The 25,393-nt window shown below is 66.3% G+C and carries 19 protein-coding genes; 14 read left to right on the forward strand and 5 right to left on the reverse strand.

The genetic code is table 11. The features are described from left to right. Positions 1-8 precede the first annotated feature (8 nt). Positions 9-608 carry a dephospho-CoA kinase gene (coaE, locus tag C811_RS04805; protein ID WP_016308354.1) on the forward strand — a complete coding sequence of 200 codons (600 nt, stop codon included), beginning with the start codon at positions 9-11 and terminating at the stop codon, positions 606-608. 107 nt (positions 609-715) lie between these two features. Then, a complete protein-coding gene (locus C811_RS04810) occupies positions 716-1,240 on the forward strand; it encodes a helix-turn-helix domain-containing protein (protein ID WP_016308355.1) in 525 nt (174 codons plus the stop codon). Positions 1,241-1,247: 7 nt separating this feature from the next. Here C811_RS04810 and C811_RS04815 read toward each other — a convergent pair whose 3' ends face one another. Then, entirely contained in the window at positions 1,248-2,300 is a 1,053-nt protein-coding gene (locus C811_RS04815) for a YeiH family protein (RefSeq protein WP_016308356.1), read from the reverse strand. Between the two features lie 187 nt (positions 2,301-2,487). Between C811_RS04815 and uvrB the strand changes: the two genes are divergently transcribed. Together uvrB and C811_RS0102615 are read left to right on the forward strand one after the other, a co-directional pair. After that, positions 2,488-4,605, forward strand: a complete 2,118-nt coding sequence (uvrB, locus tag C811_RS04820; RefSeq protein WP_051127465.1) for an excinuclease ABC subunit UvrB — start codon at positions 2,488-2,490, stop codon at positions 4,603-4,605. A gap of 168 nt (positions 4,606-4,773) precedes the next feature. Beyond that, complete coding sequence (locus C811_RS0102615) at positions 4,774-6,363, forward strand: polysaccharide deacetylase family protein (protein WP_016308358.1); 1,590 nt, start codon at positions 4,774-4,776, stop codon at positions 6,361-6,363. Positions 6,364-6,494: 131 nt separating this feature from the next. Here the strand turns inward: C811_RS0102615 and recN are convergent, their stop codons facing one another. The 3 genes from recN to C811_RS04835 are packed head-to-tail and all read right to left on the reverse strand — an operon-like array spanning position 6,495 to position 8,907. Next, positions 6,495-8,165 (reverse strand): DNA repair protein RecN, encoded by a 1,671-nt coding sequence (gene recN / locus C811_RS04825; protein WP_016308359.1) that lies wholly within the window; start codon positions 8,163-8,165, stop codon positions 6,495-6,497. A gap of 10 nt (positions 8,166-8,175) precedes the next feature. Next, on the reverse strand, positions 8,176-8,622 hold the full coding sequence (locus tag C811_RS04830; RefSeq protein WP_016308360.1) for a hypothetical protein: 447 nt from the start codon (positions 8,620-8,622) through the stop codon (positions 8,176-8,178). A gap of 3 nt (positions 8,623-8,625) precedes the next feature. Continuing rightward, entirely contained in the window at positions 8,626-8,907 is a 282-nt protein-coding gene (locus tag C811_RS04835) for a hypothetical protein (protein ID WP_016308361.1), read from the reverse strand. 250 nt (positions 8,908-9,157) lie between these two features. On the opposite strand from C811_RS04835, the gene C811_RS04840 reads away from it, so the two are divergent. From C811_RS04840 to C811_RS04870, 7 genes are all read left to right on the forward strand, one after another. Beyond that, on the forward strand, positions 9,158-10,408 hold the full coding sequence (locus C811_RS04840) for a hypothetical protein (protein ID WP_136435523.1): 1,251 nt from the start codon (positions 9,158-9,160) through the stop codon (positions 10,406-10,408). A gap of 409 nt (positions 10,409-10,817) precedes the next feature. After that, the gene (gene pheS / locus C811_RS04845) at positions 10,818-11,879 is read left to right on the forward strand and encodes a phenylalanine--tRNA ligase subunit alpha (RefSeq protein WP_016308363.1); all 1,062 of its coding nucleotides are present in this window, start codon (positions 10,818-10,820) and stop codon (positions 11,877-11,879) included. A 243-nt stretch (positions 11,880-12,122) separates the two neighbouring features. Beyond that, complete coding sequence (gene pheT, locus C811_RS04850; RefSeq protein ID WP_016308364.1) at positions 12,123-14,573, forward strand: phenylalanine--tRNA ligase subunit beta; 2,451 nt, start codon at positions 12,123-12,125, stop codon at positions 14,571-14,573. A gap of 4 nt (positions 14,574-14,577) precedes the next feature. Further along, positions 14,578-15,126, forward strand: a complete 549-nt coding sequence (acpS, locus tag C811_RS04855; protein ID WP_016308365.1) for a holo-ACP synthase — start codon at positions 14,578-14,580, stop codon at positions 15,124-15,126. 73 nt (positions 15,127-15,199) lie between these two features. Next, entirely contained in the window at positions 15,200-16,408 is a 1,209-nt protein-coding gene (locus C811_RS04860) for an IS3 family transposase (RefSeq protein ID WP_016308366.1), read from the forward strand. A gap of 310 nt (positions 16,409-16,718) precedes the next feature. Beyond that, entirely contained in the window at positions 16,719-18,566 is a 1,848-nt protein-coding gene (glmS, locus tag C811_RS04865) for a glutamine--fructose-6-phosphate transaminase (isomerizing) (RefSeq protein ID WP_016308367.1), read from the forward strand. A gap of 21 nt (positions 18,567-18,587) precedes the next feature. Further along, the gene (locus tag C811_RS04870; RefSeq protein ID WP_016308368.1) at positions 18,588-20,420 is read left to right on the forward strand and encodes an ATP-binding protein; all 1,833 of its coding nucleotides are present in this window, start codon (positions 18,588-18,590) and stop codon (positions 20,418-20,420) included. 73 nt (positions 20,421-20,493) lie between these two features. On the opposite strand, the gene C811_RS04875 is transcribed toward C811_RS04870, so the two are convergent. Continuing rightward, positions 20,494-21,420, reverse strand: coding sequence for an NAD(P)H-hydrate dehydratase (locus C811_RS04875; protein ID WP_016308369.1), 927 nt, complete (start codon positions 21,418-21,420; stop codon positions 20,494-20,496). Positions 21,421-21,586: 166 nt separating this feature from the next. Between C811_RS04875 and C811_RS04880 the strand changes: the two genes are divergently transcribed. The 3 genes from C811_RS04880 to C811_RS0102625 all read left to right on the forward strand — a co-directional run bounded on the left by C811_RS04880 (position 21,587) and on the right by C811_RS0102625 (position 25,183). Beyond that, positions 21,587-22,126, forward strand: a complete 540-nt coding sequence (locus tag C811_RS04880; protein WP_016308370.1) for an HdeD family acid-resistance protein — start codon at positions 21,587-21,589, stop codon at positions 22,124-22,126. 204 nt (positions 22,127-22,330) lie between these two features. Beyond that, entirely contained in the window at positions 22,331-24,466 is a 2,136-nt protein-coding gene (gene ligA / locus C811_RS04885; RefSeq protein ID WP_016308371.1) for an NAD-dependent DNA ligase LigA, read from the forward strand. Positions 24,467-24,604: 138 nt separating this feature from the next. After that, positions 24,605-25,183, forward strand: a complete 579-nt coding sequence (locus C811_RS0102625; RefSeq protein WP_016308372.1) for a C40 family peptidase — start codon at positions 24,605-24,607, stop codon at positions 25,181-25,183. Positions 25,184-25,393 lie beyond the last annotated feature (210 nt).

A 25,393-nucleotide genomic window follows, 5' to 3' on the forward strand; every position in this document is an offset into this window, starting at 1 on the left:
GGTACTGCATGAAGAAGCTGTTTCTGATCGGCGGCATGGGAGCCGGGAAGTCCACGGCGCGCAAGGCGCTGACCGACGAGGGCCTGGCCTGGATCGATCTCGACCAGGTGGGGCACGAGGTGCTCACGTGGGATACGGTGAAGGACGATTTGCGCGGCGCCTTCGGCGACGGCATCTTCGACGAGAACGGGGAAGTGGTGCGCGCGCAGCTGGCCGCGGTGGCCTTCGCGAGCCCGGCGGCCACGCGCAAGCTGAACTGCATCACCATGCCGCGTATCGAGGAGCGCTACACCGACCTCATCGACGAGTTCGAGTACGAGGGGAAGCCGGCTGTGGTGGTGGAGTACTCGGTGTTCCGCAACCGCCAGCAGTCACTGGCCTACGGGGCCGATGTGGTCATCGCCGTGCTCGCGCCGCTGGAGGTGCGCATCGAGCGTGCCGTGGCCTCGGGCTTTACCGAGGAGGACGTGCGCGCCCGCATCGCTCGTCAGATTACCGATGCCGACCGCATCGAGGCGGCCGACGTGGTCTTCGACAACGACGGCACCCCCGAAGAGCTCCGCAACGAGGTGCTCGCCTGGTGGAACGAATATAAGAAGACCGTCTAGGCGCGTTCATCTGACGGCAATTCGGCAAGGGCCATCCCCGGCCCTTGCTTTTCTTTTTGATGGAAAGTATTATTTCTAGGAAATAATACTTTTGGAAAGCGGTTGTCATGAGTCGATCGTTTAAGGGGTTTCTGCAGGCTTATGCGCAGGAGCTCACGGGCTGCGGAACGTCCAGTATCAAGAAACTCTTCGAAGCCGTTGTCGGGGATTCTCCCCGGGGTGCCGAGGCTCTGCTTCTTCTAGCCCTTGCGAGCGGCCGTGCGGACTACCTGATGCGTCAGGCGGATGGCACGTCGTTCGAGGCTGCCTATCGAGCCGCGCTGGCCGATCTGGATCGAGCCGGCGGCATGCTCGAGAAATGGCTCGAGCAACTGCCAGGCCAGAACCGCTACCGCAAGGTGTGGAATGCGTGGCGGTCGGAGGCAACGAGGCTGGAGCGGGATCGCCGCATGCTTCCCGGAGTGCGCGATGCCATCGACCGCGTTATGGCGGAGCGCGGGATGACGCGGGCACAGGCATGCCGCCTGACGGGTTTGAACAAGGGTAACTTCTACGCTTTTATGAAAGGCGACGTCGCCAAGTTGAGCCGGGAAACGGCCGTGAACGCCTATCGAACTCTTGCGAACGGGTAGAAGGTTCCTACCACAGTCCGAGCGTGTGCTGCATGGCGAGGCTGGCGGCGGCGATGCAGGCCCAGCAGATAAGGCCCATGAGGATGGGCTTGGCACCGCTTCTCACCAGCTTCACGAGGTCGGTGTTCAGTCCGATGGCGGCCATGGCCATGACGATGAAGAACCGGCTCAAGGTCTTCAAGGGCGCGAAGGTGGCCACGTCGGCGCCGGCGGCCACGGCAACCGTGGTGATGACCGAGGCTGCTAAAAAGAGCAGGATGAAGGTGGGGAAGGCGCGCTTCAGCGAAAAGCCGCCGAGGAGCTTCGCGCCCGTAGTCGCATTGTCCGCCGCCGCGTTCTCCTTGCGCGCCATCATGATGGCCAGCACGAGCGTGATGGGGATGATGGCGAGCGTGCGCGTGAGCTTCACGATGGTGGCGTCGTCAAGCGCGTTGGCACCGGGGTGCATGCCGTCCCAGGCGGCCGCGGCGGCCGTGACCGACGAGGTGTCGTTCACGGCGGTGCCGGCGAACAGGCCGAAGCCCTCGTTGGACATGCCGAGCGCGCTTCCCAAGGTAGGGAAGATGAGCGCCGCGATGACGTTGAACAGGAAGATGACCGAGATGGCCTGGGCCACCTGCTCGTCTTTCGCCTTGATGACCGGGGCCGTGGCCGCGATGGCACTGCCGCCGCAGATGGAGGACCCCACGGCGATGAGCGTGGCGATGGCCGAGTCCATGCGCAGCACCTTGTACAGGATGTAGCCGACGATGAGCGCCGTGGCGATGGTGGAGGCTATGATGGGCAAGCTCTCGGCGCCCACGGCGGCGATCTGGGCCAGGTTCAGCCCGAAACCGAGCAGAATGACGGCGTACTGGAGCACCTTTTTCGCCGTGAAGGCGATGCCGTCTTGCACCGTGCCGCGGCTCGGCTGCTTCCACAGAAGCGCGATGGCCATGCCCGCGAGGATGGCGAACACCGGACCGCCGACGACCGGCAGCGCCTCGCCGAGAAACCAGCAGGGCACAGCGATGGCCGCGCACACCCCGATGCCGGGAACCACGTTCTTCAGATTCGCCACAGCCTTCTCCTTCACGCTCCGCCGATGACGATTGCGAAGTATAGCACTCATGAATGGAGAGACGCAGGTAATGGAAACGAACATCTGTTCAATTATATCGGGCCGTGCTAAACTGGGCTCCTTCTAACGACATTTTGAGAAGGAGACGCGCGTGTCCACTCATCTTTCCAATATCGAGGGCATCGAGATGGCCGGCAAGCTTCCCGAGGTGCGCCTGGCGGGCACGCCGTTCAAGGTGGTTTCGCCCTTCGAGCCATCGGGCGATCAGCCCGAGGCCATTTCAGCGCTCGCAAAGGGCATCGAAGAGGGGCTGCGCTACCAGACGCTTCTGGGCGTGACCGGCTCCGGCAAGACCTTCACCATGGCCAAGACCATCGAGGCGGTGCAGAAGCCCACGCTCGTCATGGCGCCGAACAAGACGCTCGCGGCCCAGCTGGCCGCCGAGCTGAAGGAGTTCTTCCCCGACAACGCCGTGGTGTACTTCGTCAGCTACTACGACTACTATCAGCCCGAGGCCTATGTGCCTGCCTCGGACACCTTCATCGAGAAGGACGCCTCCATCAACGAGGAGGTGGAGAAGCTGCGCCATGCGGCCACCTCGGCCCTGCTGTCGCGTCGCGACGTGATCGTGGTGGCGTCGGTGTCGTGCATCTACGGTATCGGCAGCCCCATGGACTATGCCGGCATGGCCGTGTTCGTCGACAAAGAGAAGGAGATGGATCGCGACCAGGTCATCCACGAGCTCATCGATATCCAGTACGACCGCAACGACTACGAGCAGAAGCGCGGCACCTTCCGTGTGCGGGGCGATGCGCTCGACGTGTTCCCGCCCTACGCCGACCACCCCATCCGCATAGAGTTCTGGGGCGATGAGATCGAGTCCATCGACGAGATCGACCAGGTCACCGGCGAGGTGCTGAGCAGCTACGAGGCGCTGCCCATCTGGCCGGCGTCCCATTACGTGACGGCGCGGCCGAAGATGGACAAGGCCCTGGTCACTATCCAAGACGAGCTGCGCGAGCGCCTCATGCAGTTCAAGGAGGAGGGCAAGCTCTTGGAGGCCCAGCGCCTGGAGATGCGCGTGAACTACGACTTGGAGATGCTCGAGACCATGGGCTTCTGCTCCGGCATCGAGAACTACTCGCGTCATCTGGACGGACGGGCGCCGGGCGAGCCGCCCTACACGCTCATCGACTACTTCCCGAAGGACTTCCTCTGCATCATCGACGAGTCCCATGTCACCGTGCCGCAGATCCGCGGTATGCACGAGGGCGACCGCTCCCGCAAGATCACCCTGGCCGAGCACGGCTTCCGCCTGCCCAGCTGCCTGGACAACCGCCCCTTGCGCTTCGATGAGTTCGAGGAGCGCATCCCCCAGTTCGTCTACGTGTCGGCCACGCCGGGCGACTACGAGGAGAAGGTGAGCTTGGCCCAGGTGGAGCAGGTCATCCGCCCCACGGGCCTGCTGGATCCCGAGATCGTCGTGCGCACGAGCGCGAGCCAGATCGACGACATCATTGACGAGGCCAAGGACCGGGCGGCCCGGGGTGAACGCGTGCTCATCACCACGCTCACGAAGAAGATGGCCGAAGACCTCACCGACCATCTGCTCGACCAGGGAGTGAAGTCCCGCTACATGCACTCGGACATCGCCACCTTGGAGCGCACTGAGATTTTGCGCGATCTGCGCCGGGGCGAGTTCGACGTGCTTGTGGGCATCAACCTGCTGCGCGAGGGCCTGGATCTTCCCGAGGTGTCGCTCGTGGCCATCCTGGATGCCGATAAAGAGGGCTTCCTGCGCAATCACCGCTCGCTCATCCAGACCATCGGGCGCGCGGCCCGCAACGTGTCGGGCCAGGTCATCATGTACGCCGACCGCATCACCGACTCCATGCGCCGCGCCATCGACGAGACGCGGCGGCGCCGCGAGATCCAGATGGCCTACAACAGCGAGCACGGCATTGAGCCCCAGACTATCCGCAAGGCCATCAACGACATCATGGGATTCATCACCGAGGATGTGGAGGGCAGTACGGCCGAGCAGGTGAACAAGGAGCTGGCCGAGCTGTCCCGCGAAGAGGTGCTGCGCATCATCTCCTCCATGGAGGACGACATGGCGGCGGCCTCCCGCGATATGGACTTCGAGGAGGCGGCCCGCTTGCGCGACCAGGTGGTGAAGCTAAAGAGCTCGGTGGAGGACAAGTCCGAAGACGACGTGCTGAAGGACCTGAAGAAGTCGGCCCGCAAGGGGAGCGCCTACGGCAACCGCAAGCACGCCGCCTACGGCAGCAGCCGCGCCAACTAGGGGCCGCTCCCTCATCGATATTCTGTGGAGATCGCGATGATTGCGAACTTTACGGAAATGTAAGGGGATGCGGGCCGTCTTACGGGAAAAGAACGCTTATAATCGGCCTGTTCGAACAATGTCATTCGCCGCCCCCGAGCGGCGCGCGTCACCTGTGAAGGAAGAACAATGCCCGACCAGTCGATGCCTCCCGCCGGCACCCATAACCCTCGCAACAACCTGCGCCAGCACAAGCGTCCCACGCGTCGCCATCCTGGCAGCACCTCGGCCCATGCACCCGTTTCCACCGAGGCGGAAGCTTCGGCGATGCAGGGGGGCGCGTCGGCGGAGGTGGGCTATCCGGCGGGTCGCGACGCCGCCTCCCAGGAGGCTGCGGCCCGAGCGGCCTACGAGGAGTACGCGGCCGCTACCTATCAGCCGCATCCCGGCGCGGCCAATCATCCGCAGTACGGCTCCCGTTACCAAAGCGAGTCGGGTTATGCGGGCTTTGCTGCTACGGCGGGCAACCCGCGGGTGGCGCCGGCTCGTCCGACGTCCGGGCAGATGTCGCCCTATGACAGCTCGCGGTACAGGAAGAAGGGGCGCAAGAAGGCTGGTATCGCCGGCATCGTCGCCGCTGTGGTCATTCTGGGTGCCATCGGCGTGGGCGTGTACCTGTATTTAAATCCCACGACGTTCAACATGACCGTGAACGGCATGACGCGCACGGTGGACACCGGTACTACGGTGGCCGACCTTGTCGCCCAGGGCGTCGTGAGTCCCAAGGCGGGCAATCTCATCGACGTGGAGGGCGAGGTGCTCGAGGAGGGCGGCGGTAATCCCTTCGACGGCACCATCAACGGCAATCCCATCGACGATCCGAACACGCAGGTTCACAAGGGCGATTCGGTGCAGATCGGCAACGGCTCCGATGTTATGGAGGAATACGACGCGGAGACGGTGGAGAAGAAGCCTAAGAACAAGGAGCTCGGCGAGGGCGCCATTCACGTGTACATCCCCGGCGAGACGGGCCAGGTAGAAAAGCGCACGGGCAAGGTGTCGGGCAAGACGGCCAAGGAGGTGGTCAAGAAGGCCACCAACAACATCTACTTCAAGTACAACGCCAACCCCGGCGACGACAAGGTGGTCGCGCTCACCTTCGACGACGGCCCGTGGGACACCACGGGCGACTTGCTCTCCCTGCTAAAGGAGTATGACGTGAAGGCCACGTTCTTCACGATTGGCAAGCAGATATCCGGCCAGCCTGAGACGATGGAGAAGATGGCTGCCGCGGGGCATCAGATTGCCACCCACAGCTGGGACCATGCGGAAACCGGCGGCGGCAACAGCGTGGATATGACCCGTCAGTCTCCCGAGAAACAGATCGAGGAGGTGCAGCAGGGCCAGCAGGCCATCACGGATGCGACGGGCAAGGAGGCCTCCAAGGTGTTCCGCTCGCCCGGCGGCAACTACCACGACGACATCATCTGGAACTTGCAGCCCTACGTGACGGCGGAGATCGGCTGGAACATCGATACCGAGGACTGGCAGCGCCCGGGCGCCGAGGCCATTGCCGAAGCCATCATGAGCGCGAAGTCGGGCGATATCATTCTCATGCACGACGGAGGAGGCCCCCGCACCCAGACTATCGATGCCTTGAGGATAGCGTTGCCCTATCTGAAGGAAAAGGGCTTCAAGTTCGTGACGATCGATGAGCTTTTGGCCTACGATGATGTGAAGGCGCTCGCCGATGCCGCCGAGGAGGCTGCAGCCAAGTAAGGCGCATGATGGCTGCGGGCAGCCGCGACGGGATGGGCAGTACGGTTCCCATCTTGTGCAGATGGCGGCTCGGACGTGTGGTGAACGAGGATCGGGCGGGGCGGCTCTTCAAAGTCGCCCCGCCCGCTTTTTTATACGGATGCGGCCTTCCGATCCTGCGCGGCGGCGAGCATCTCGCGGGCATGGGCGAGCGAAGTCTCGGTGGCGCTGCCCGAAAGAAGCCGCGCCACTTCGCGTACCCGCTCCTCGCCGGACACCTCGCGCAGAAGCGTCTCGGGGGCGTCTCCTCCCGTTTTCTCGACGGTGTAGTGGGCGTCGGCCATAACGGCCACTTGGGCCAGGTGTGTGATGACGATGACCTGATGACTCTCGGCCACCTCGGCCAAAACCCCTGCGAGAGCATTGGCCGTGCTGCCGCCCACGCCGGCATCCACTTCGTCGAAGACGAGCGTCTCGGTGCCGTCCTTGGCGCCGAGCACCACCTTGACGGCGAGCATGACACGGCCGATCTCACCGCCCGATGCGATGCGCGCGAGCGGTCGCGGCTGCATGGATTTGCCGGGCCTGAACTCGAAGGTAACGGCGTCCGGGCCGCTGCGGCTCCATTGATCGCGGTCGAGCGCCTCTACCGTGCAGATGAGCTCGGCGCTGCCCATGTCGAGGCGCGCCATGACGGCGCTTACGGCCTTGGCGAACGCGGGGGCGGCGCTGCGGCGGGCATCGGCATAGGCGCGGGCGGCGGCTTGCAGGCCTTCCTCGGCTTCGGCAAGCTTTTCCTCGGCCGCCTGGATTTGCTCGTCGGCGTCGTCGACGAGCGAGACGAGGGCGGAGGCCTCTTCCCAGCGGGCGAAAACCTCGTTCATCGAGGGGCCGAACGAGCGCATCAGCCCCTGGAGGGCGCCCATGCGCTCTTGGGCATGGGCGAGCGAGGCGCTGTCGAAATCGATGTTGTCGCAGTACCCGGCCATATCTCGGGCCACATCCTCCACGACGAAGCAGGTCTCTCGCAAGGATGCGGCATAGGGGGCGAGTTCCTCGTCGACTCGGGCGGCCTCGTCGAGCAGGGCAATGGCGCTGTTGAGGGCGTCGAGGGCTCCTCCCTCGTCGGAGAGGGCCGCGGCGGCTCCGTGGGAGTTGCGGGCGAGCGTCTCGGCGTGCTCGGCGCGGCTCAGGTACTCGCGCACCTCCTCGTATTCGCCGGGGCCCGGGTTCACGCCCTCGATGTGCTGCAGGGTGAAGCGGGCCTCGTCGAGCTGGGTGTGGGAGGCGCTGGCCCGAGCCCGGACGGCTTCCAGGGCAGCTGCCGCCTCGGCATGGCGCTCGAAGGCCATGCGATAGGCTGCGGCGGCATCGCCGGCCTCGCAGGACCATGTGTCTAGAATGCGGCCGTGCCCCGCCGGCTTCAGAAGCGTTTGGAACTCGTGCTGGCCGCAGAGCTCGATAAGAGGGCCGATCGTGCGAGCCAGCTCGGTCGCACTTGCCATGGCGCCGTTCAGCGTGGCGCGCGAGCGGCCGTCGGCGCCCACCTTGCGGCAGACGACCACCTCGTCGTCCCCGTCGGGGCCTTCGCCCGTCCCGGCTGCGGCGGGGCTGGCGAACAGGCGCCCCGACACCTCGGCCGCCCCCGACCCTTGGCGCACGAGAGACGAATCGGCCCGAGCGCCGATGATCAGCTTGCAGGCGGAGATGAGCGCCGTCTTGCCCGCGCCGGTCTCGCCCGAGATCACGGTGAGACGTGGGGAGGGCGCCAGCGCCGCCTCCTTGATGAGGGCGAGGTCGCGTACGCGAATCTCGTCGATCATGAGCGCCTCCTTAGAAATCGACGAGGTCGAACACAATGCCGCGCTCGGCCTCGATGTCGTCGAAGAGCTCGGTCGGGGTCACCCGCTTGATGGCGCGTGAGACGGCAAGGGGACCCTGGTTGGTGACCACGTAGTCAGCCTGGATCTTGCGGGCGCAGGCTTCGGCGATGGCGGCCTCGTAGGGTAGGTCTGCATGGTCGAGGGCGAAGCGAACATCGGAGCCGTCTACCGAGCAGATGGTGATGAAGCTCATAGTGGAGCGTAGGGCGGAGCGCACGTCCGCATCGTCGATTACCTCGGCGAGCTGGGCGCGCAGCGCGTCATAGGAGGAGGCTGCGGCCCACAGTTCGGCCGAGCCGGTCAACTCGAGGGCGTTGAGCTTGTTCCATGCCTCAATGGACTCGGGGCGCTCGGCGATAAGATCGAGCAGCATATCGGTGGCAATGAGCAGTCGCATGGGCTAGGCCTCCCCTCGAGTGCGGGCGGCGGTTTCCCAGAACGAGGGCGGCACGGTGCGCGTGACGTGCTTGAGGCGGAACCGAAGCTCGTTTTCCTGGGCCTCGGTGAGCGTGATGCACAACGGCGCCTCATCGTTGTTCACGTCGGGCAGCCGTCCTGCTTGCAGCACATAGTCGTAGGCGGCGTTGACCAGCTCGGTAGGGGAGGACCCGATGGCCTTTAGCTTGGCGTTGACTTGGTCGCGAATCTCCTGGGGAACCCGCGCGGTTACCATTGCGTGCATCGCAGCTCCTTTCGTAGGGGAAGCAGTATAGCCGATCTCGAGTAAAAATACAATAATAATACGAACAAATATTTGCAATACGATGAGAGTTCTGCTAAGGTTCGTGGTTGGAAGGGCGCGGACTCGTGTCTTTTTCGGCAAAGCGCTTGTCACGAGCGGGCAAATTCAGGAAGATTAAGCGATGCGTTTTCCCGCTGCGGGTTCTTGCTGGGGAAAATGCGCGGCTTATTGGAAAAGGGAAAGGGACACCTTGGTACAGCTGCAACGACAGGGACAGCGTGCGCTCGCCGTCTTGACGGCTCTGCTGCTCGCCTTCTCCCTTGTGGGGGTCACCCCTTCTGCGGCTTTGGCAGATCCCGTCGATGACGGCCAGGCCGCTGTCGATCAGGCCCAGGCGACGCTCAGCGACGCCGAGGCCCGCATGGCCCAGATCAACGAAGAGTACGAGGCCCTGTCCGCGCAGGTGGACGAGCTTCAGGGAAAAATCGACGAAACAAGCGCATCGGCCCTCGAGGCTCAGCAGGCCATGCTCGAAGGTCGGGAGAATTTGGGCGATGTGGCGGTGGGCGAGTACCGCAACGGCAGCGCAGCCAGCTTGCTCATGATGGTGCTCGACTCCAAGAGCTTCGCCGATCTTCTCCGCAACATGGAGTATGCCACGCAGATTATGGCCTTCCAAGCCGACGAGATCGCCAAGCAGGAAGAGCGCAAGCGTGCCTTCGACGAAGTATCCAACGAGCTGAACACCCAGAAGAACGAGCAGGAGCAGGCTCTGGCTGCCCAGGCGGAGAAGCGGGCCGAGGCCGAGGCCATTGTGGACGATGCCGCAAGCCGTCTGGAGAGCGCGAAGGCCGATCATGCGGCCCGACTGGCCGAGTTGGCCGCTCAGGCCGAAGCGTTGCGCAAGCAGCAGGAAGAGGCCGAGGCGGCAGCGGCGCGCAAGGCCGCCAAGGAGAGTCCGGACGCGAATACGGGCGATCGCGAGCCGGTGGTGGGCGACGATGCGCCGGTCGAGCCCGATCCCGACGACGGGGGCGACGAGGGCTCCTCGGGCGACGACTCGTCTTCGGGCGATTCGGGAGAATCGGAGGGCGATGCGGATTCCTCGGACGACAACGCCGGCTCCTCAGATGACGATGAGGGCTCGGCCGGTTCGTCTGACACATCGAACGAGGGCTGGCTTTCCGGCACAGCCTCGGCCTACGGCGGCAAGACCGACCCCTCCACGCCCAATCCCGGCACCACAGCTACCGGCGCGGTGTGCGATGACAACTCCATGGGCGTGGCCGTTCCCAAGTCGCTGAAGAACTATCGCAGCTACTTCGGCCGCACGGTGGAGATCAAGTACGGCGGCAAAACGGTGTATGCCACGGTAAACGACTGCGGCTCCATGGGCGGCGGTAGCCGCGTGCTCGACCTCCAGCCCGGTGTATGGAAGGCCTTTGGCTTCTCCAGCTGCAAGGGATGGGGTCTGCGAACGGTGAAATACCGCTTCCTGTAGGAGCGCGCCGCGCGGCGGGAAATTCTCCCGCACCGCCCGGCGAAGTGCGCTATACTTCACTGCTACATGCGATGACGAAGACAAGGTTCGCGTATTCGCGGTCTTCAGAGAGGGCCCCCTGGCTGAAAGGGCCCGGCCGGCGATGCGAGTCCGTTCCCTTCCGAGCAGCGCCTCTGAACCCGGACGCGGCACTTCCGCGAGACGGCCAGTAGGGGGCGACGGTTCGCTTCCGTAATCGGGCGATAACGAGCGGGCGGCTTGTCGGCGGCGCCATGGGCGCGGCGGCGCGTCGCCAACCGAGGTGGTACCGCGAGAGCCCTCTCTCGTCCTTGGGTTTCCGGGCAAGTTGCCCGGCCGAGGCGAGAGAGGGCTTTTTCTGTTGGAAGCAAGAGCGAAAGGCGAAGCAGCTATGGCAATTGCAGAGGAACTGGCCGCCCTGCGCGAGCGCACTCTGGCCGAGATCGAGGCGGCCTGCGACTCGACGGCGCTGGAGGCCGTGCGCGTGGCGGTGCTGGGCAAGTCCGGTACGCTGACCGGGTATTTGCGCTCCATGGGGTCGGTCCCCCCCGAGGAACGCGCCGCCGTGGGCAAGGCCGTGAATGCGGCCCGCGGCGAGATCGAGGAGGCCCTTGCGGCCGCCAAGGCGTCCATCGCCGCGGCGGAGCTGGCCGCCTCCATCGACGCGGCGGCTGTGGATGTCACCCTGCCCGGCCGTGCCCAGCAGATGGGCACGCGCCATCTCATCAACGGCATCATCGACGAGGTGTCCGACATCTTCTTGGGGCTCGGCTACAAGGTGGTGGAAGGCGCCGAGATCGAGACCGACTACTACAACTTCACGGCTCTGAACGCCCCGGCCGACCATCCGAGCCGTTCCATGCAGGATACCTTCTACGTGCGCGACCTCTCGGGCGATGCCTCGCGGGTGCGCGGCGAGTCCGACGTGCTGCTGCGCACTCAGACCTCCGGCGTGCAGGTGCACGTGATGGAGGACTGGGATCTGCCCATCTACATGATCGCGCCGGGCAAAGTGTACCGCCGCGATGTGGCCGACCCGTCCCATCTGCCCCAGTTCCACCAGATCGAGGGGCTGGTCGTGGATAGGGGCATTACCTTCGGGGACTTGAAGGGCACGCTCGACTATATGTGCAAGCAGATCTTCGGCCCTGACCGCAAGACGCGTTTTCGCGCCCACTACTTCCCGTTCACGGAGCCCTCGGCCGAGGCCGACGTGAGCTGCGGCATCTGCCACGGCGAGGGCTGCCGCATGTGCAAGGGCACCGGCTGGATCGAGATCCTGGGCTGCGGCATGGTGGATCCGAACGTGCTGTCCATGAGCGGCATCGATCCGGAGGAGTACTCCGGCTTCGCCTTCGGCATGGGGGTGGAGCGCATCGCTTGCCTGAAATACGACGTGCCCGACCTGCGCATGCTGCTTGAAGGTGACATGCGCTTCCTGCGCCAATTTTAGCTGTGGCTCTGCCGGGGCGGCGACACTGGACATTCCGATTCGCTCGGCAGTCCTCGCTCGGCAGAACAGGACATTGAGCCCTGTTCTGTTCGCTGCGGAACTCGCTCGGTCGGAACACCCAGTGCCGCCTGCGAAGGATGGTGCCGCTGCGGAACTCGCTTGGCGAGCACCACCCGAACCCCCCTGGGCATTGATTTTTTTGAATTCAAGTTTGGAGCTTTGGCTCAAGAGAAGGAAATCATCATGAAGGTATCTTTGAAGTGGCTTTCGGAATATACGCAGGTGCCGGGCGATTTGAAGGCGTTCTGCGACCGGCTCGATCTTACGGGCACGGGGGTGGAGGGCGTCGAGCAGACCGGCGAGGCCTTCGAAGGCGTCGTTGTGGCGCGCGTGCTCACCTGTGAGCCCCATCCCGATTCCGACCACATGCACGTGGTGACGGTGGATGTGGGCGCGGGCGAGCCGGTGCAGATCGTCTGCGGCGCGCCAAACATCGCCGCTGACATTCTCGTGCCCGTGGCGACGGTGGGCGCGGTGCTGCCCGGCGATTTCAAGATCAAGAAGTCGAAGCTGCGCGGACAGGTCAGCTGCGGCATGTGCTGCTCCCAGCGCGAGCTGGGGCTGGGGTCGGACCACTCGGGCATCTGGATTCTGCCCGAGGGCACGCCCGTGGGCACACCCATTGCCGAGGTGATCGGATCGGGCGACACCGTGCTCGATCTGGAGATCACCCCGAACCGCCCCGATTGCCTGTCGGTGGTGGGCATGGCCCGCGAGGTGGGCGCCATGTACCAGCAGCCGGTGACCTATCCGCTCGCCGCCGATGTGGCGAAGCTGCCCGCCGTTACCGCCGGTCCCGACGTGGCCGACGCGGTGAGCGTCACGGTGGCCGAGACCGACCGCTGCCCGCGCTACACCGCCCGCGTCATCGACAACGTGAAGGTAGGTCCCTCGCCCGACTGGCTCGCCGAGCGCGTGAGCGCGGCCGGGGGCCGTCCCATCAACAACGTAGTGGACGTGACTAACTACATCTTGTACCTGTACGGCCAGCCCCTGCACGCCTTCGACCTGGACACCCTGGCCGATGCCGACGGCAAGGTCGCGGTGGTGGTACGCGCCGCCGAGGAAGGAGAGGAGCTTGTCACCCTCGACGGTGAGAAGCGCGTCCTCTCCGAGGATATGACCGTCATCGCCACGCCGCAACGCGCTGTGGCGCTCGCCGGCGTGATGGGTGGCCTCGATACCGAGGTGACCGAGGCCACCACCACCGTGCTTCTGGAGTCGGCCGACTTCTGCAACGGGCGCACCTCCCGCACGAGCCGCAACCTCGGGCTCATCTCCGAGGCCTCCATGCGCTACGAGCGCGGCGTGGACGAGAACCTGTGCGAGCTCGTGTCCCAGGCGGCCGCGGCCCTGCTCGCCGAGGTGTCCGGCGGCACCGTGCGCCCCGGCGTGGTGGACGTCTACGGCCGCGAGGCCGCCCCGCGCCCGCTCACCTTCCGCATCCCGCGCTTCAACGCCATGATGGGCGCCGACATCCCCGCCGACTTCATCGAGGACATCCTCGTGCGCCTCGGCTGCGCCGTGGAGGCTACCGCCGACGCGGACGTGCTCTCGGTGCTCGCCCCCACCTTCCGGCCCGACCTGGAGCGCGAGATCGACCTGTACGAGGAGGTGCTGCGCCTGTGGGGCATGGACCGCATTGCTCCCACGTTGCCTGGCGGCCGCGAGCGCGTCGGTACCCGCACGCCGGAACAGCAGGTGGCGCGCCGCGTGAACGACGTGCTGCGCGCCGCGGGCCTGAACGAGACCATGACCTACTCCTTCGCCGAGCCGGGCGATGTGGAGCGCTTGGGCCTGCCTGCCGACGGCCTCGGGCTGGCCGTGGAGCTTCTGAACCCGCTCAACGCCGACATGTCCGTCATGCGCCAGTCCATTCTGCCCGGGCTTCTGCGCTCGGTGGCCTACAACCAGGCCCGTGGCGTGAAGAACATCCAGCTCTACGAGATCGGCACGGTGTTCACGGCCCATGAGGGCAAGAAGCGCGCCAAGGAGAAGCGGAAGCTCGTCGGCGTGCTCGCCGGAGCCATGGCCGATACGGCTTGGAACGCGCCGTCGGTGCCCTTCGACTTCTTCGACGGCAAGGGCGTGCTGGAGAGCATCGCTCGCGAGCTGGCGTGCCCCAAGGTGCGCTTCCGGGCCGTGTCCGCCGATGAGGCGCCTCAGCTGCAGCCGGGCCGCGCCGCCGAGATGATGAGCAACGGCGCCGTGATCGGCTGGGTGGGCGAAGTGCACCCGCTTGTATGCGATGCCTTCGACGCGGCGGCTCCCGTGGTGGCCTTCGAGCTGGACATGGCGGCGCTCACCCGCGCGTCGCGTCCCGCCCGCGACTACGTGGACGTGCCCACCTTCCCTGCCGTGACGGTGGACCAGGCCCTCGTCGTGGCGGAGGACGTGTCCCACGAGAAGCTCGTGCAGGTGATGACCTCGGCTGGCGGCAAGCTTCTGGAATCGGTGGCGCTGTTCGACGTGTACCGCGATGCGGAGCGCGTGGGCACCGGCAAGAAGTCCATGGCCTACAGCCTCACCTACCGCGCCGCCGACCGCACGCTCACGAGCGAGGAGGTGGAGCGGGCCCACGGCAAGCTCGTGGACAAGGTGCAGAAGGCCACCGGCGCGGAAGTGCGGGCGTAAATCCATGGCCCGCTCCAAGAAATCCCAGGCCATCGTTGACGGTGCCCTGTCCATGACCGTGCCCGACGAGTCGGTGGGCCTCGGCGTGGACATCGTGGAGATCGGGCGCATGGAAAAGATCCTGGCGCGCTCGCCCTCATTCGCCGAGAAGGTGTACTCGGCCGCCGAGCGCGCCTACTGCGACGCCCATGCGCATCCCGAGGTGCACTACGCTACCCGCTTCGCTGCCAAGGAGGCGGTGCTGAAGGCGCTCGGCACGGGCTTTTCCGAGGGTATCGGCTGGCTCGACGTGGAGGTGCGCCGCACGGCCAAGGGGCGGCCTTACGTGGTGCTCACGGGCCGCGCCCGGGAGGTGGCCCGCGAGCGCGGCGTGCGCGAGATTCCCATCTCCCTGTCCTACACGCACACCGATGCGGTGGCCTGCGCCATGGCCATCACCGATGACGCGGTGGCCGCCCAGGAGCGCCGGCGCGACCCCATGGAGGAGCTCACCCGCCAGTTCAAGGAGGCCCGCACTATGCTCGACGACCTGCCCGCCGGGCCCCCTGCCTAGTTTTGGCTTGAAAAGCACGGTTTGGAGGTGCGGACAAAAACTTGGACCGGCGTCGGTCCGGGAAGGAGTCCGCATGTACGACAGGGACACGATCGAGCTGGCGCTGCTCGCGCTGGAGGAGGGGATGACCCAGGTGGAGGCCGCCGAGCTCTGCGGCGCGTCCAGGGGCGCGGTCCAGCGCTGGGGGCGGGGCCTGCTGCCCCACGCGCGATGGCGGGCGTCCGGCTCCGCCGCAAGACCTCCACGGGGAGCTGCTAGGATGGCCCCTCCCGATGCGGAGGAGGACCCGTTGAACGAGGCGGAGAGGGCGGCCTACGAGGCCGCCATGAACGAGAACATGCTGCTCAGGGCGGTGTTGGACGACCTAAAAGGGGCAGGCTCGCACCCGGGTTCGATATCGAACAGGAGAAAGTGCGAGCTGGGCGAGAGATTGCGCGCGGCGACAGGCCTGCCCCTCCGAGAGATCACCGCTTTCTTGAGGATCTCGAGGAGCTCCTATGAGTACCACCGGGCGCGCCTGGGGCGGCCCGACAAGTACGCCGGGCTGCGGGCGCGCGTGCGCGAGCTGTTCGACGAGGGCTCCCGCGCGTGGGGCTACCGCACCATATGGGCCCGCCTGCGCCGCGAGGACGTGCGCGTGTCGGAGAAGGTGGTGCGCCGGCTGATGCGGGAGGAGGGCCTGTCCGCGGCCTACAACAGGCGCCGGCGCAGGGGGTGGAGCTCCTACGAGGGCGAGGTGTCCGCCGCCCCGCCCAACCTGGTCGCCAGGGACTTCTCGGCGGCCGCCCCGGACGAGCTGTGGGTCACCGACATAACCGAGTTCCGCATCCCGGCCGGCAAGGCCTACCTGAGCGCCGTGGTGGACTGCTTCGACGGGCGCCCCGCCGGCTGGAGGATAGGGGCGTCGCCCACGGCCGACCTGGCCAACGGGTCGCTCGAGGACGCGCTCGCCGGCAGGCGCCCGGGGGCGCGCACCGTGGTGCACAGCGACCGCGGCGGCCACTACCGCTGGCCCGGCTGGATCGCCCTGTGCGAGGGGGCCGGCCTGGTCCGCTCCATGTCGGCCAAGGGGTGCAGCCCGGACAACGCGGCGTGCGAGGGGTTCTTCGGCCGGCTCAAGAACGAGTTCTTCCACTACAGGGACTGGGAGGGCGTCTCCCTGGCGGAGTTCTCCGGGCGTCTGGACGCCTACCTGCGCTACTATTGCTCGGGGCGCATCAAGCGCTCGCTGGGGTGGCTGAGCCCCGACGAGTACCGCGCCTCGCTTGGGTACGCCGCCTAGGCGGTACGGAAAAACGTCCGCACCCCCTTTGGGAACTCGAACGGGTTTTAACCGTGCTTTCTTGAAGACGTCACCAGGCATAACTCCGTACGCGACGCTTCGGCAACTTCTCCATGCGCCCCGTTGGGCCCAATTCGGTTCCCAGGTCGTGCTTTTCAAGCCAGAAGCGGCTGCGGGCATCGGGCGATTACCTGCGGGCGTTTCGTGAAAGGGGCGGCGGCTCGCCGCGTCGGACGCTACAATAGCCCCATCGCTTGAGAGAACCGAGGGCGGCCTGCGCGGTCGCCCCTTTTTGCTAAGGAGCAGAACTATGTGCGGAATCGTCGGGTACACGGGAGCATCGGCCGCCGAGCCTATTTTGGTGGAAGGCCTCTCCCGCATGGAGTACCGCGGCTACGACTCGGCCGGCGTGGCCATTCAGGAGGGCGACGCCATCCAGGTGGTGTGCCGCAAGGGGAAGGTGAGCGAGCTGGCCCACACCCTGGAGCACTTCGACTTCGCCGGCACCTGCGGCATCGGGCACACCCGCTGGGCCACCCACGGCAAGCCGAGCGAGGCCAACGCCCACCCGCACACCTCCTGCGCCGGCGATATCGCCGTGGTGCACAACGGCATCATCGAGAACTTCGCCGAGCTGCGCGAGGAGCTTACCAGCCGCGGGCACGTGTTCTCCTCCGACACCGACACCGAGGTGGTGGCGCATCTGGTAGAGGAGTCCTACCACCGCATGCGCGCGGCCGGCGAGGGCGATCTGCGCGCCGCCGTGGCTGAGGCGACCGGGCGTCTGGTAGGCGCCTACGGCCTGGCCGTCATGGCCGATGCGGAGCCCGGCACCATCGTTGCCTGCCGCAAGGATTCCCCCATCGTGGTGGGACGTGGCGAAACGGGCAGCTACGTGGCTAGCGACATCATCGCCATGATCGACGCCACCCGCGATGTGGTGGTGCTCGCCGACAACCAGATGGCGCGCCTTACGGCCGACGGCATCGAGTACTTCGACCTGGAGGGCAACGCCATCGCCCCCGAGGTGACCCATGTGGATTGGGACATCGACGTGGCCGAGAAGGGCGGCTACCCCGACTTCATGCTGAAGGAGATCCACGAGCAGCCCCGCGTCATCCGCGACACGCTGGCCGGGCGCCTTTCGGGCGGAGCTCTTTCCATCGACGAGCTCGATATGACCGCCGAGGAGCTGAACCTCATCGACCGCGTCTACGTCATCGCCTGCGGCACGTCGTATCATGCCGGCCTTATCGCCAAGAACCTCATCGAGGCCTGGGCGCGCATCCCCTGCGAGGTGGAGGTGGCCAGCGAGTTCCGCTACCGCAACCCCATTATCACGCCGACCACGCTGGTGGTGGCCGTGTCCCAGTCCGGCGAGACGGCCGACACCCTGGCCGCCATCCGGGATGCCCGCGTGCGCGGTGCGAAGGTCTTCGGCATCACCAACGTGGTGGGAAGCCCCGTGGCCCGCGAGTCCGACGGCGTCATCTACACCAAGGCCAACAAGGAGATCGCCGTGGCCTCCACGAAGAGCTTCCTGGGCCAGGTGGCTTCCCTCACGCTTCTGGCCATGCTGCTGGGACAGTCCGCCGGTAAGCTGACGACGGCCCAGATCAAGCTCCTGTTCAGCGAGCTGGCCGACACCGCCGAGCAGGTGGAGCGCATCCTCGCCGATTGCGGCCCGGCCGTGGAAGAGGCCGCCCGGGCCATGGTAGACGCCCAAAGCGCGCTCTTCATCGGCCGCGGCATGGGCGCCGCCACCTCCTACGAGGGGGCGCTCAAGCTCAAGGAAATCAGCTACCTGCACGCCGAGGCCTATGCTGCCGGTGAGATGAAGCACGGCCCCATCGCGCTTATCGACGAGAACTTCCCGGTCATCGCCATCGCCACCAACAGCCCGGTTTACGACAAGGTGGTGTCGAACCTGCAGGAGTCCCGCGCCCGCGGGGCCTGCATCATCGCCGTGGCCACCGAGGGCGACGAGGAGATCTTGAAGCACGCCGACCATGTCATCTACATTCCGAAGGTACGCGACGCCTTCAGCCCCATCACGGCCAGCGTGCCCTTGCAGCTGCTCGCTCGCGAAGTGGCGGTGCTGCGCGGCTGCGATGTGGACCAGCCACGCAACCTGGCGAAGTCCGTTACCGTGGAATAGCCCGGCGGGAGTCCGGCGGTTATGAGGCAGAGGTTCGACTCGCGCTATATCTTCGCGGCCGTCGCGGCGGTCGTGGTCATGCTCGCCGTGGTCATCGCCGCCACGAGCCTGTACTACTTCTCTACCATCCACGGTTTGGTGGTGCAGGCCGACTCCATCACGCCCAACGACCAGGCCGAGGGCGCCGCCATCGTCGGCGTGACCGCGCGCATGGTCATCATCGTCGTAGGGGCCACCCTTCTGGCCGTGACCGCCATCGGCGCGCTGCTCATCTACCGCAACCGCCGCGAGTTGCGTGGCGAGCGCCACGTGCAGAGCATCTACCAAGCCATCGGCGAGAACATCGACACGGCCATCTTCATCGTGGACTGCGAGGACCAGGTGGTTGAGGCCGTCTTCGAGAATGTGCAGGACATCCTGGGAGTGCCCGCATCGAAGTTCTTCGCCGTGGATCGTCTCTCCTCCAACGAGGCCTACGCGAAAGTGGCGGCCATCGTGCACTCGGGCGCGCCCGCCGAACGGCGCACCTGGGAATTTCAGTGCTTCAACGCCGTCTTCGGCCGCGATATGTGGCTGCGCATCACGAGCTGCCCGGTCACCCTCGGCGGTGACGCGAAGGTCATCTACTCGCTTACCGACATGACCGACGAGCACGATATCCGCCAGCGCCTCATGGACTCGGTGGCCGCCGCCGAGGACGCCAACCGCGCGAAGAGCAACTTCCTCGCCTCCATGAGCCACGACATTCGCACGCCCATGAACGCTATCCTCGGGTTCTCGGAGCTTATCGACCGCGAGGCCGGCCACGAGGAGGCGGTGCGCGAGTACAACCGCAAGATCGCCCTGTCGGGAAGGCATCTGCTCGGGCTCATCAACGACGTGCTCGATATGTCGAAGATCGAGTCGGGTAAAACGGAGCTCACCGCCGAGCCGTTCTCTCTTGCCGAGACCGTGGCCGCCGTGGAGGCCATGATGCGTCCTCAGACCGATGCCAAGGGCCAGACGTTCACGGTGGAGGTAACGGGCATCTCCCACGACCGGCTCGTAGGCGACGAGGGCCGTCTGCGCCAGATTCTCATGAACGTGCTCTCGAACGCCATGAAGTACACCGGCACCGGCGGCAAGATCCTCCTGCGCATCGACGGGTCGCTTGCGCGCCACGGCACCCTGCAGCACGTGCGCATCCTCGTGCGCGATAACGGCATCGGCATGTCGGATGACTACCTGGCCACCATCTTCGACTCGTTCTCGCGGGAAGAGTCCACGCTCACGAACAAGATCCAGGGCACCGGTCTCGGCATGGCCATCACGAAGAACCTCGTCGATCTTATGGGCGGCGCCATCACCGTGCGCAGCAAGCTGGATGCAGGATCGGTCTTCATCATCGATCTCGATTTCCCGCCAGCCGAGGCGGAGTCGGAAGAGCGCGAGGAGCCCGTTTCCGCCCCGGCGACGGATGCGGATGAGGCCCTTGGCGGCAAGCACTTCCTCGTGGCTGAGGACAACGACTTGAACGCCGAGATCATCGGCGCGATCCTTACCATTCACGGCGCGACGTGCGAAGTGGCCGAGAACGGCCAGGTGGCGGTGGACAAATTCAGCCAAAGCGAGCCGGGCGCCTACGACATGATCTTCATGGACGTGCAGATGCCAGTGATGAACGGCCATGAGGCCGCCCGCGCCATTCGCGCCCTCGATCGGCCCGATGCTCGGGAGATTCCCATTATCGCCATGACGGCCAACGCCTTCGCCGAGGACGAACGGGAAGCGTTGGCGGCGGGCATGAGCGCGCATGTGGCCAAGCCCATCGATGTGGCCGTGCTCGCGTGTACCGTGGCGAGCCTGGCGCGCTAGAGTCGCGAGCGCCGCAGCCGCCGTTCTGCATGCCCGCCGTGCTGTGCCGCGCCGGCCTTTTCGGGAGCGTCCGCTAATGGGCGCCGACGATGGCGCGAACGGCCTGGGGCAGAGCGGCGATCACATCTTCGGCGGACACGCAGATCTCGGTGAGTTCCTGGGCGGCGGCTCGGCCGGCCTCGGCGTGCAGGGCGCAGCCGAGGGCTGCGGCATCGCGCGGTGCGAGCCCCTGGGCCAGCAGCGCGCCTATGATGCCCGCGAGTACATCGCCCGTTCCCGCCTTGGCGAGCGCGGCCGTGCCGCGACCCATGGTCTCCACGATGCCTTCGGCGTCGGCGATGAAGGTGATCGGCCCCTTGAGCACGATGAGGGCCCTGTAGGCCCGGGCGAGACCTACGGCGAGCTCGGGCCCTCCGAGCGCCCCTTCCAGCTCGGCGCCCCGGGCCAGGCGCGCCGCCTCGCCGCCGTGGGGCGTGAGCACGAGGGGGCCCACTCCGCGCTCGGCCCGCTCGCGCGCCAGGCGCTGCCCTGCCTTATCGGCCATGAGGCCGATCGCGCCGCCGTCTATAAGCACCGGGCCTGTGGCGGCTCGCACCGTCTCAGCCACGAGCTCCCGTTGGCGCGCGTCTCCGTCGAAGCCGCAGCCGATGACGCAGGCACCTGTCCGGTCCGCGCACCGGGCCTCTTGTCGGGCGGGGTGCCATTCGCGCCAGTCGCGCGCCACGAGGGAAGGGCGGAAGGACCGTACTGCGAGCAGCGACTCGCCGGCGCAGAACACCTCGGTATAGCCGGCACCTGCCCGCTCGGCGGCCGCACCGGCCAGGCAGGCGGCTCCCGGGTAGGCGGCGGCGCCCGCCACCAGGGAAAGCTTGCCGCGCGTGTACTTGTTCGCCTGCGGGTCGGGCCAGGGCGCAAGGGCGGCCAGGGCGGCGTTGTCCCGGGAGGGGAGGGGCGTGCCGGCGGTGTTCGGCGCGGAGGCGGGATCGGTGGGGCTGCGCATGGGAAACTCCTCGGCTCGTCGGGGCTTATCTTCCGTATAACATCGCGTCAACACGGAGCATTCCCGTTGTCAACGGGCTAAAAGGCGCGCCGACGCGGCGCTCCGGGCGCTCCTAAAATAGTTCTCGCTACAGTATACCTTCGGGGTTAAAGGAGCGTGGTGACGTATGGATATCAAAGTGGGACGCAACTGGGGCCTGTTCGCTGCCGGTATCGCGCTGATCCTCATCGGATTCGTGCTGCTCATGGTGCCGGGGCTGACGCTCGTGAGCATCGCCGTCATCGCCGGGTGCATGTTCTTGGCCGCCGGCATCGTGGATGCGTGGGCGTACTTCAAGTATCGCCGTGCGGAGGGGCTTTCGGCCTGGGCGCTTGCCTATGCAGCGTGCGATATCATCCTCGGCGCGCTCTTCATTGCCCATCCCGTGGTATCGGCGGTGGTGATCCCCTGGGTGATGGGCATCTTCGTTATTGCCTACGGCATTTTCGAAGTGGTGGCCGCCGTGCGCTTCCATCGCGAGATACCCGGCTGGGGCTGGGTGCTGTTCGCCGGTATCGTGAGCCTGTTCTGCGGCATCGCGTTCATCGTGGCTCCCGGCACCTTCGCGCTGTTCCTGGGCTTCTTCCTTATGGCCCGCGGCGTGCAGATGGCCGTCTTCGGCGTGTCGCTGCCCCAGGCGCGGGTGACAGTCGCCCACAACCACTAGCACCGAGCGGCTGCAGCCGCTCGGCGCGGGTGCGCCCGCGCTGCTCCGGCAGCTCCTGGCGTGCTCACTCGGCTTCGACCGCCACGCTCGCTCGGCGGCCCGGCGGCTGAGCCTGTGGACGCAAAGCGGTGGTATCATTACCGCTGCGAATGAACCGAGGGCCCGGATTCGTCCGGGTCCTCTTTTGACGGAAGGGACAGGGCCATGGCCGAAGATCAGGAAGCCCTCTTCAGCGGGGCGGATAGAGCGCAGACGGTGAGCGATCCGGCGGCGCGGGCCGCCGCGCTGAGGCGTGAGATCGAGCATCACAGCTACCAGTACTACGCGCTCGATGCCCCCACCATATCGGACGCGGCCTTCGACTCGCTCATGGGCGAGCTGCGCGAGATCGAGGCGGCCCATCCCGAGCTTGTCACCCCGGCCTCGCCCACCCAGCGCGTGGGCGGCTACGTGGGCGAGCAGTTCGCGCCCGTAGTGCACGAGCGGCGCATGTACTCGCTCGACAACGCTATGGACTTAGGCGAGCTGGACGCATGGCTCGGGCGCGTGGAAGAGGCCTGCGGGGGCGTGCTGCCGCCGCTTTGCTGCGAGCTGAAGATCGATGGCAGCTCCATTGCCCTTACCTATGAGGACGGCGTGCTTGTGCGGGCGGCCACCCGCGGCGACGGCACCACCGGCGAGGACGTGACCGTGAACATGCGCACCGTGCGCGATGTGCCGCTGCGCCTGCGCGAGGGGGCGCTTGTCGCCATCGCGCCCGGCACCGACGCGCTTGAGCTGCGGGGCGAGGTGTACATGCCCAAGAGGAGCTTCGAGGTGCTCAACGCCGCCGCCGTCACCGAGGGGCGCCCTCCCTTCGCCAACCCGCGCAATGCCGCGGCGGGCTCGCTGCGCCAGAAGGACGCGCGCGTCACCCAGGGGCGCGACCTGTCCACCTTCATGTACGCCATCGCCGACGAGGGGGCGCTCGACATTGCCGGTCAGTGGGAGCTGCTCCAGTGGCTGCGCGAGGCCGGCTTCCATGTGAACCCCGACGTGAAGCTGTGCGAGACGGCCGAGGAGGTGCGGGGCTTCTGTCGTACGGCCATCGAGCGACGCGACGCGTTGCCCTACGAGATCGACGGCGTGGTGGTGAAGGTGAACTCCTTCGCCCGCCAGGCGGCCATGGGATTCACCGCCCGCGCCCCGCGCTGGGCCATCGCCTTCAAGTTCCCGCCCGAGGAGAAGACCACCCTTCTACGCGACATTACCGTGCAGGTGGGCCGCACCGGCGCGCTCACACCCGTGGCGGAGCTGGAGCCGGTGTCGGTGGCCGGGTCCACCGTGGCCCGGGCCACGCTGCACAACTTAGATGAGGTGCACCGCAAGGACGTGCGCGTGGGCGATACGGTCATCGTGCGCAAGGCCGGCGATGTGATCCCCGAGGTGCTGGGACCGGTGCTGTCCCTGCGCAGCCCCGAGGCCCGCATCTGGGAGATGCCGAGCGCGTGCCCCAGCTGCGGCAGTCCTGTCGTACGCGACGAGGGCGAGGTGGCCTTCCGCTGCATCTCCATCGACTGCCCGGCCCAGGCTTTGGAGCGGCTGCTCCACTGGGCGAGCCGCGGGGCGCTCGACATCGACGGCATGGGGGAGGAGATCGTACGCCGGCTCGTGGAAAGCGGACGGGTGGCCGATGTGGCCGACTATTACTCGCTTACCGAAGACGAGCTGGCCGCCACGAGCACCGGGCGCGTGAACAAGGACGGCGAGATCATCCACCTCGGCCACACCATCGCCGCGAAGCTCGTGGCGGCCATCGAGGCCTCCAAGACCCGCCCGTTCGCGCGGGTGCTCTTCGGGCTGGGCATCCGGCATGTGGGCAAGACCACCGCCGAGCTTCTGGCCGATGCCTTCCCCTCCATGGAGGCGCTCGCGGCCGCCGGCGAGGGCGAGCTCGCGGAGGTGAACGGCATCGGGCCGAAGGTGGCCCACGGGGTATGGCTGTTCTTCCGCACGCCGGACAACGTGTCGGTCATCGAGCGTTTGCGTGCCGCCGGCGTGACCATGGCCGCCGAGGCCATGGCGCCGGGCGAGGAGGTGCCCCAGGTGCTCTCGGGGCTCACCTTTGTGCTCACGGGCACCCTCGCGTCATCGGGCATGACCCGCGACGAGGCTGGTGCGCGCTTGCGTGCCATGGGGGCGAAGGTGTCGGGGTCGGTGTCGAAGAAGACGAGCTTCGTGGTGGCGGGGGAGAGCGCCGGCTCGAAGTACGACAAGGCGGTGTCGCTCGGCGTGCCCGTGCTCGACGAGGCGGCGCTTCTGCACCTGCTGGAGACCGGCGAGGTGCCGCGGGATATCTGAGCGGGCCTATTGGGAATGGAGGTTGTGCGGAGCGGTTGCGCAGGGCCTGCGAAGTGAACGTGGGCGCCCTGTCGGCATCTCGCGCGGGACTTGTGAAGGGCCTTGGCACAGCTTAGCGCGCCTTATAGACTCGCCGGCATGCTTATTCACAGAACATTCCCCCAGCGGGTGCGCACCCTTGTGCTCGCCTGCGCCCTTTCCGCGACGATGGTCGCGATGAGCGCTCCGGAGGCTTCGGCCGACCAGGGCGCGATTGAGAGTCCCTTCACGAAGGTGGAGGACTTCGCCAGCGATATCAAGGACTATGTGGGCTCGGTGGCCGACAAGGCCGAGAAGGAGGCTGCCCGCAAGCAGCGCGCCGCCGACCGGGCGGCTGTGGTGGCCGAGGCCGACGACCAGCTCGGCGTGCCCTATGTGTACGGCGGCACCACGCCTTCGGGCTTCGACTGCTCCGGCTTCACCCGCTGGGTGTACGAGCACGCCCTCGGCATCGATCTGCCCCGCACCGCCGCCGAGCAGAGCGCGCTCGGGAAAAGCGTGCCGATGGACAAGCTCGTCCCCGGCGACCTGCTGTTCTGGGGCAGCGGCAGCGGCGTGTACCACGTTGGCATCTACGCGGGCGACGGCGAGTACATCCACGCTTCCACCGGCGGCGGCCGGGTGATGCGCGCCACCTTCGATTACTTCGCGCCTTCTTTTGCCAAGCGTCTCATTTAGGGCAAGTCGATGGGCGAGGCCTAACCATGACCCCGCTCATCAATGAAAACAGCACGTCAACATAAGAATTACGATTTCTCCAAAAGTGCCCTCGCGATGCTAAGCCGAATCACTCCCAATGAAGGAAAACCAGTTCAGCACCATCTTTTTACTGCAAGGGAACGCCAGAGACGTCGCTTCAGGTTTGTGATGACCCTTTTTGTGAACTTC

Origin of the sequence: Adlercreutzia caecimuris B7 (assembly GCF_000403355.2) — a bacterium.
Lineage (GTDB): Bacteria > Actinomycetota > Coriobacteriia > Coriobacteriales > Eggerthellaceae > Adlercreutzia > Adlercreutzia caecimuris.

Coding starts and splice junctions, on each gene's coding strand:
- coaE (WP_016308354.1), top strand. CDS start 9: ATGAAGAAGCTGTTTCTGATCGGCGGCATGGGAGCCGGGAAGTCCACG.
- C811_RS0102625 (WP_016308372.1), top strand. CDS start 24,605: ATGCTTATTCACAGAACATTCCCCCAGCGGGTGCGCACCCTTGTGCTC.
- C811_RS04835 (WP_016308361.1), bottom strand. CDS start 8,907: ATGCACGCAATGGTAACCGCGCGGGTTCCCCAGGAGATTCGCGACCAA.
- ligA (WP_016308371.1), top strand. CDS start 22,331: ATGGCCGAAGATCAGGAAGCCCTCTTCAGCGGGGCGGATAGAGCGCAG.
- C811_RS04860 (WP_016308366.1), top strand. CDS start 15,200: ATGTACGACAGGGACACGATCGAGCTGGCGCTGCTCGCGCTGGAGGAG.
- recN (WP_016308359.1), bottom strand. CDS start 8,165: ATGATCGACGAGATTCGCGTACGCGACCTCGCCCTCATCAAGGAGGCG.
- acpS (WP_016308365.1), top strand. CDS start 14,578: ATGGCCCGCTCCAAGAAATCCCAGGCCATCGTTGACGGTGCCCTGTCC.
- C811_RS04875 (WP_016308369.1), bottom strand. CDS start 21,420: ATGCGCAGCCCCACCGATCCCGCCTCCGCGCCGAACACCGCCGGCACG.
- C811_RS04880 (WP_016308370.1), top strand. CDS start 21,587: ATGGATATCAAAGTGGGACGCAACTGGGGCCTGTTCGCTGCCGGTATC.
- C811_RS04810 (WP_016308355.1), top strand. CDS start 716: ATGAGTCGATCGTTTAAGGGGTTTCTGCAGGCTTATGCGCAGGAGCTC.
- C811_RS04870 (WP_016308368.1), top strand. CDS start 18,588: ATGAGGCAGAGGTTCGACTCGCGCTATATCTTCGCGGCCGTCGCGGCG.
- C811_RS0102615 (WP_016308358.1), top strand. CDS start 4,774: ATGCCCGACCAGTCGATGCCTCCCGCCGGCACCCATAACCCTCGCAAC.
- glmS (WP_016308367.1), top strand. CDS start 16,719: ATGTGCGGAATCGTCGGGTACACGGGAGCATCGGCCGCCGAGCCTATT.
- uvrB (WP_051127465.1), top strand. CDS start 2,488: ATGGCCGGCAAGCTTCCCGAGGTGCGCCTGGCGGGCACGCCGTTCAAG.
- pheS (WP_016308363.1), top strand. CDS start 10,818: ATGGCAATTGCAGAGGAACTGGCCGCCCTGCGCGAGCGCACTCTGGCC.
- C811_RS04830 (WP_016308360.1), bottom strand. CDS start 8,622: ATGCGACTGCTCATTGCCACCGATATGCTGCTCGATCTTATCGCCGAG.
- pheT (WP_016308364.1), top strand. CDS start 12,123: ATGAAGGTATCTTTGAAGTGGCTTTCGGAATATACGCAGGTGCCGGGC.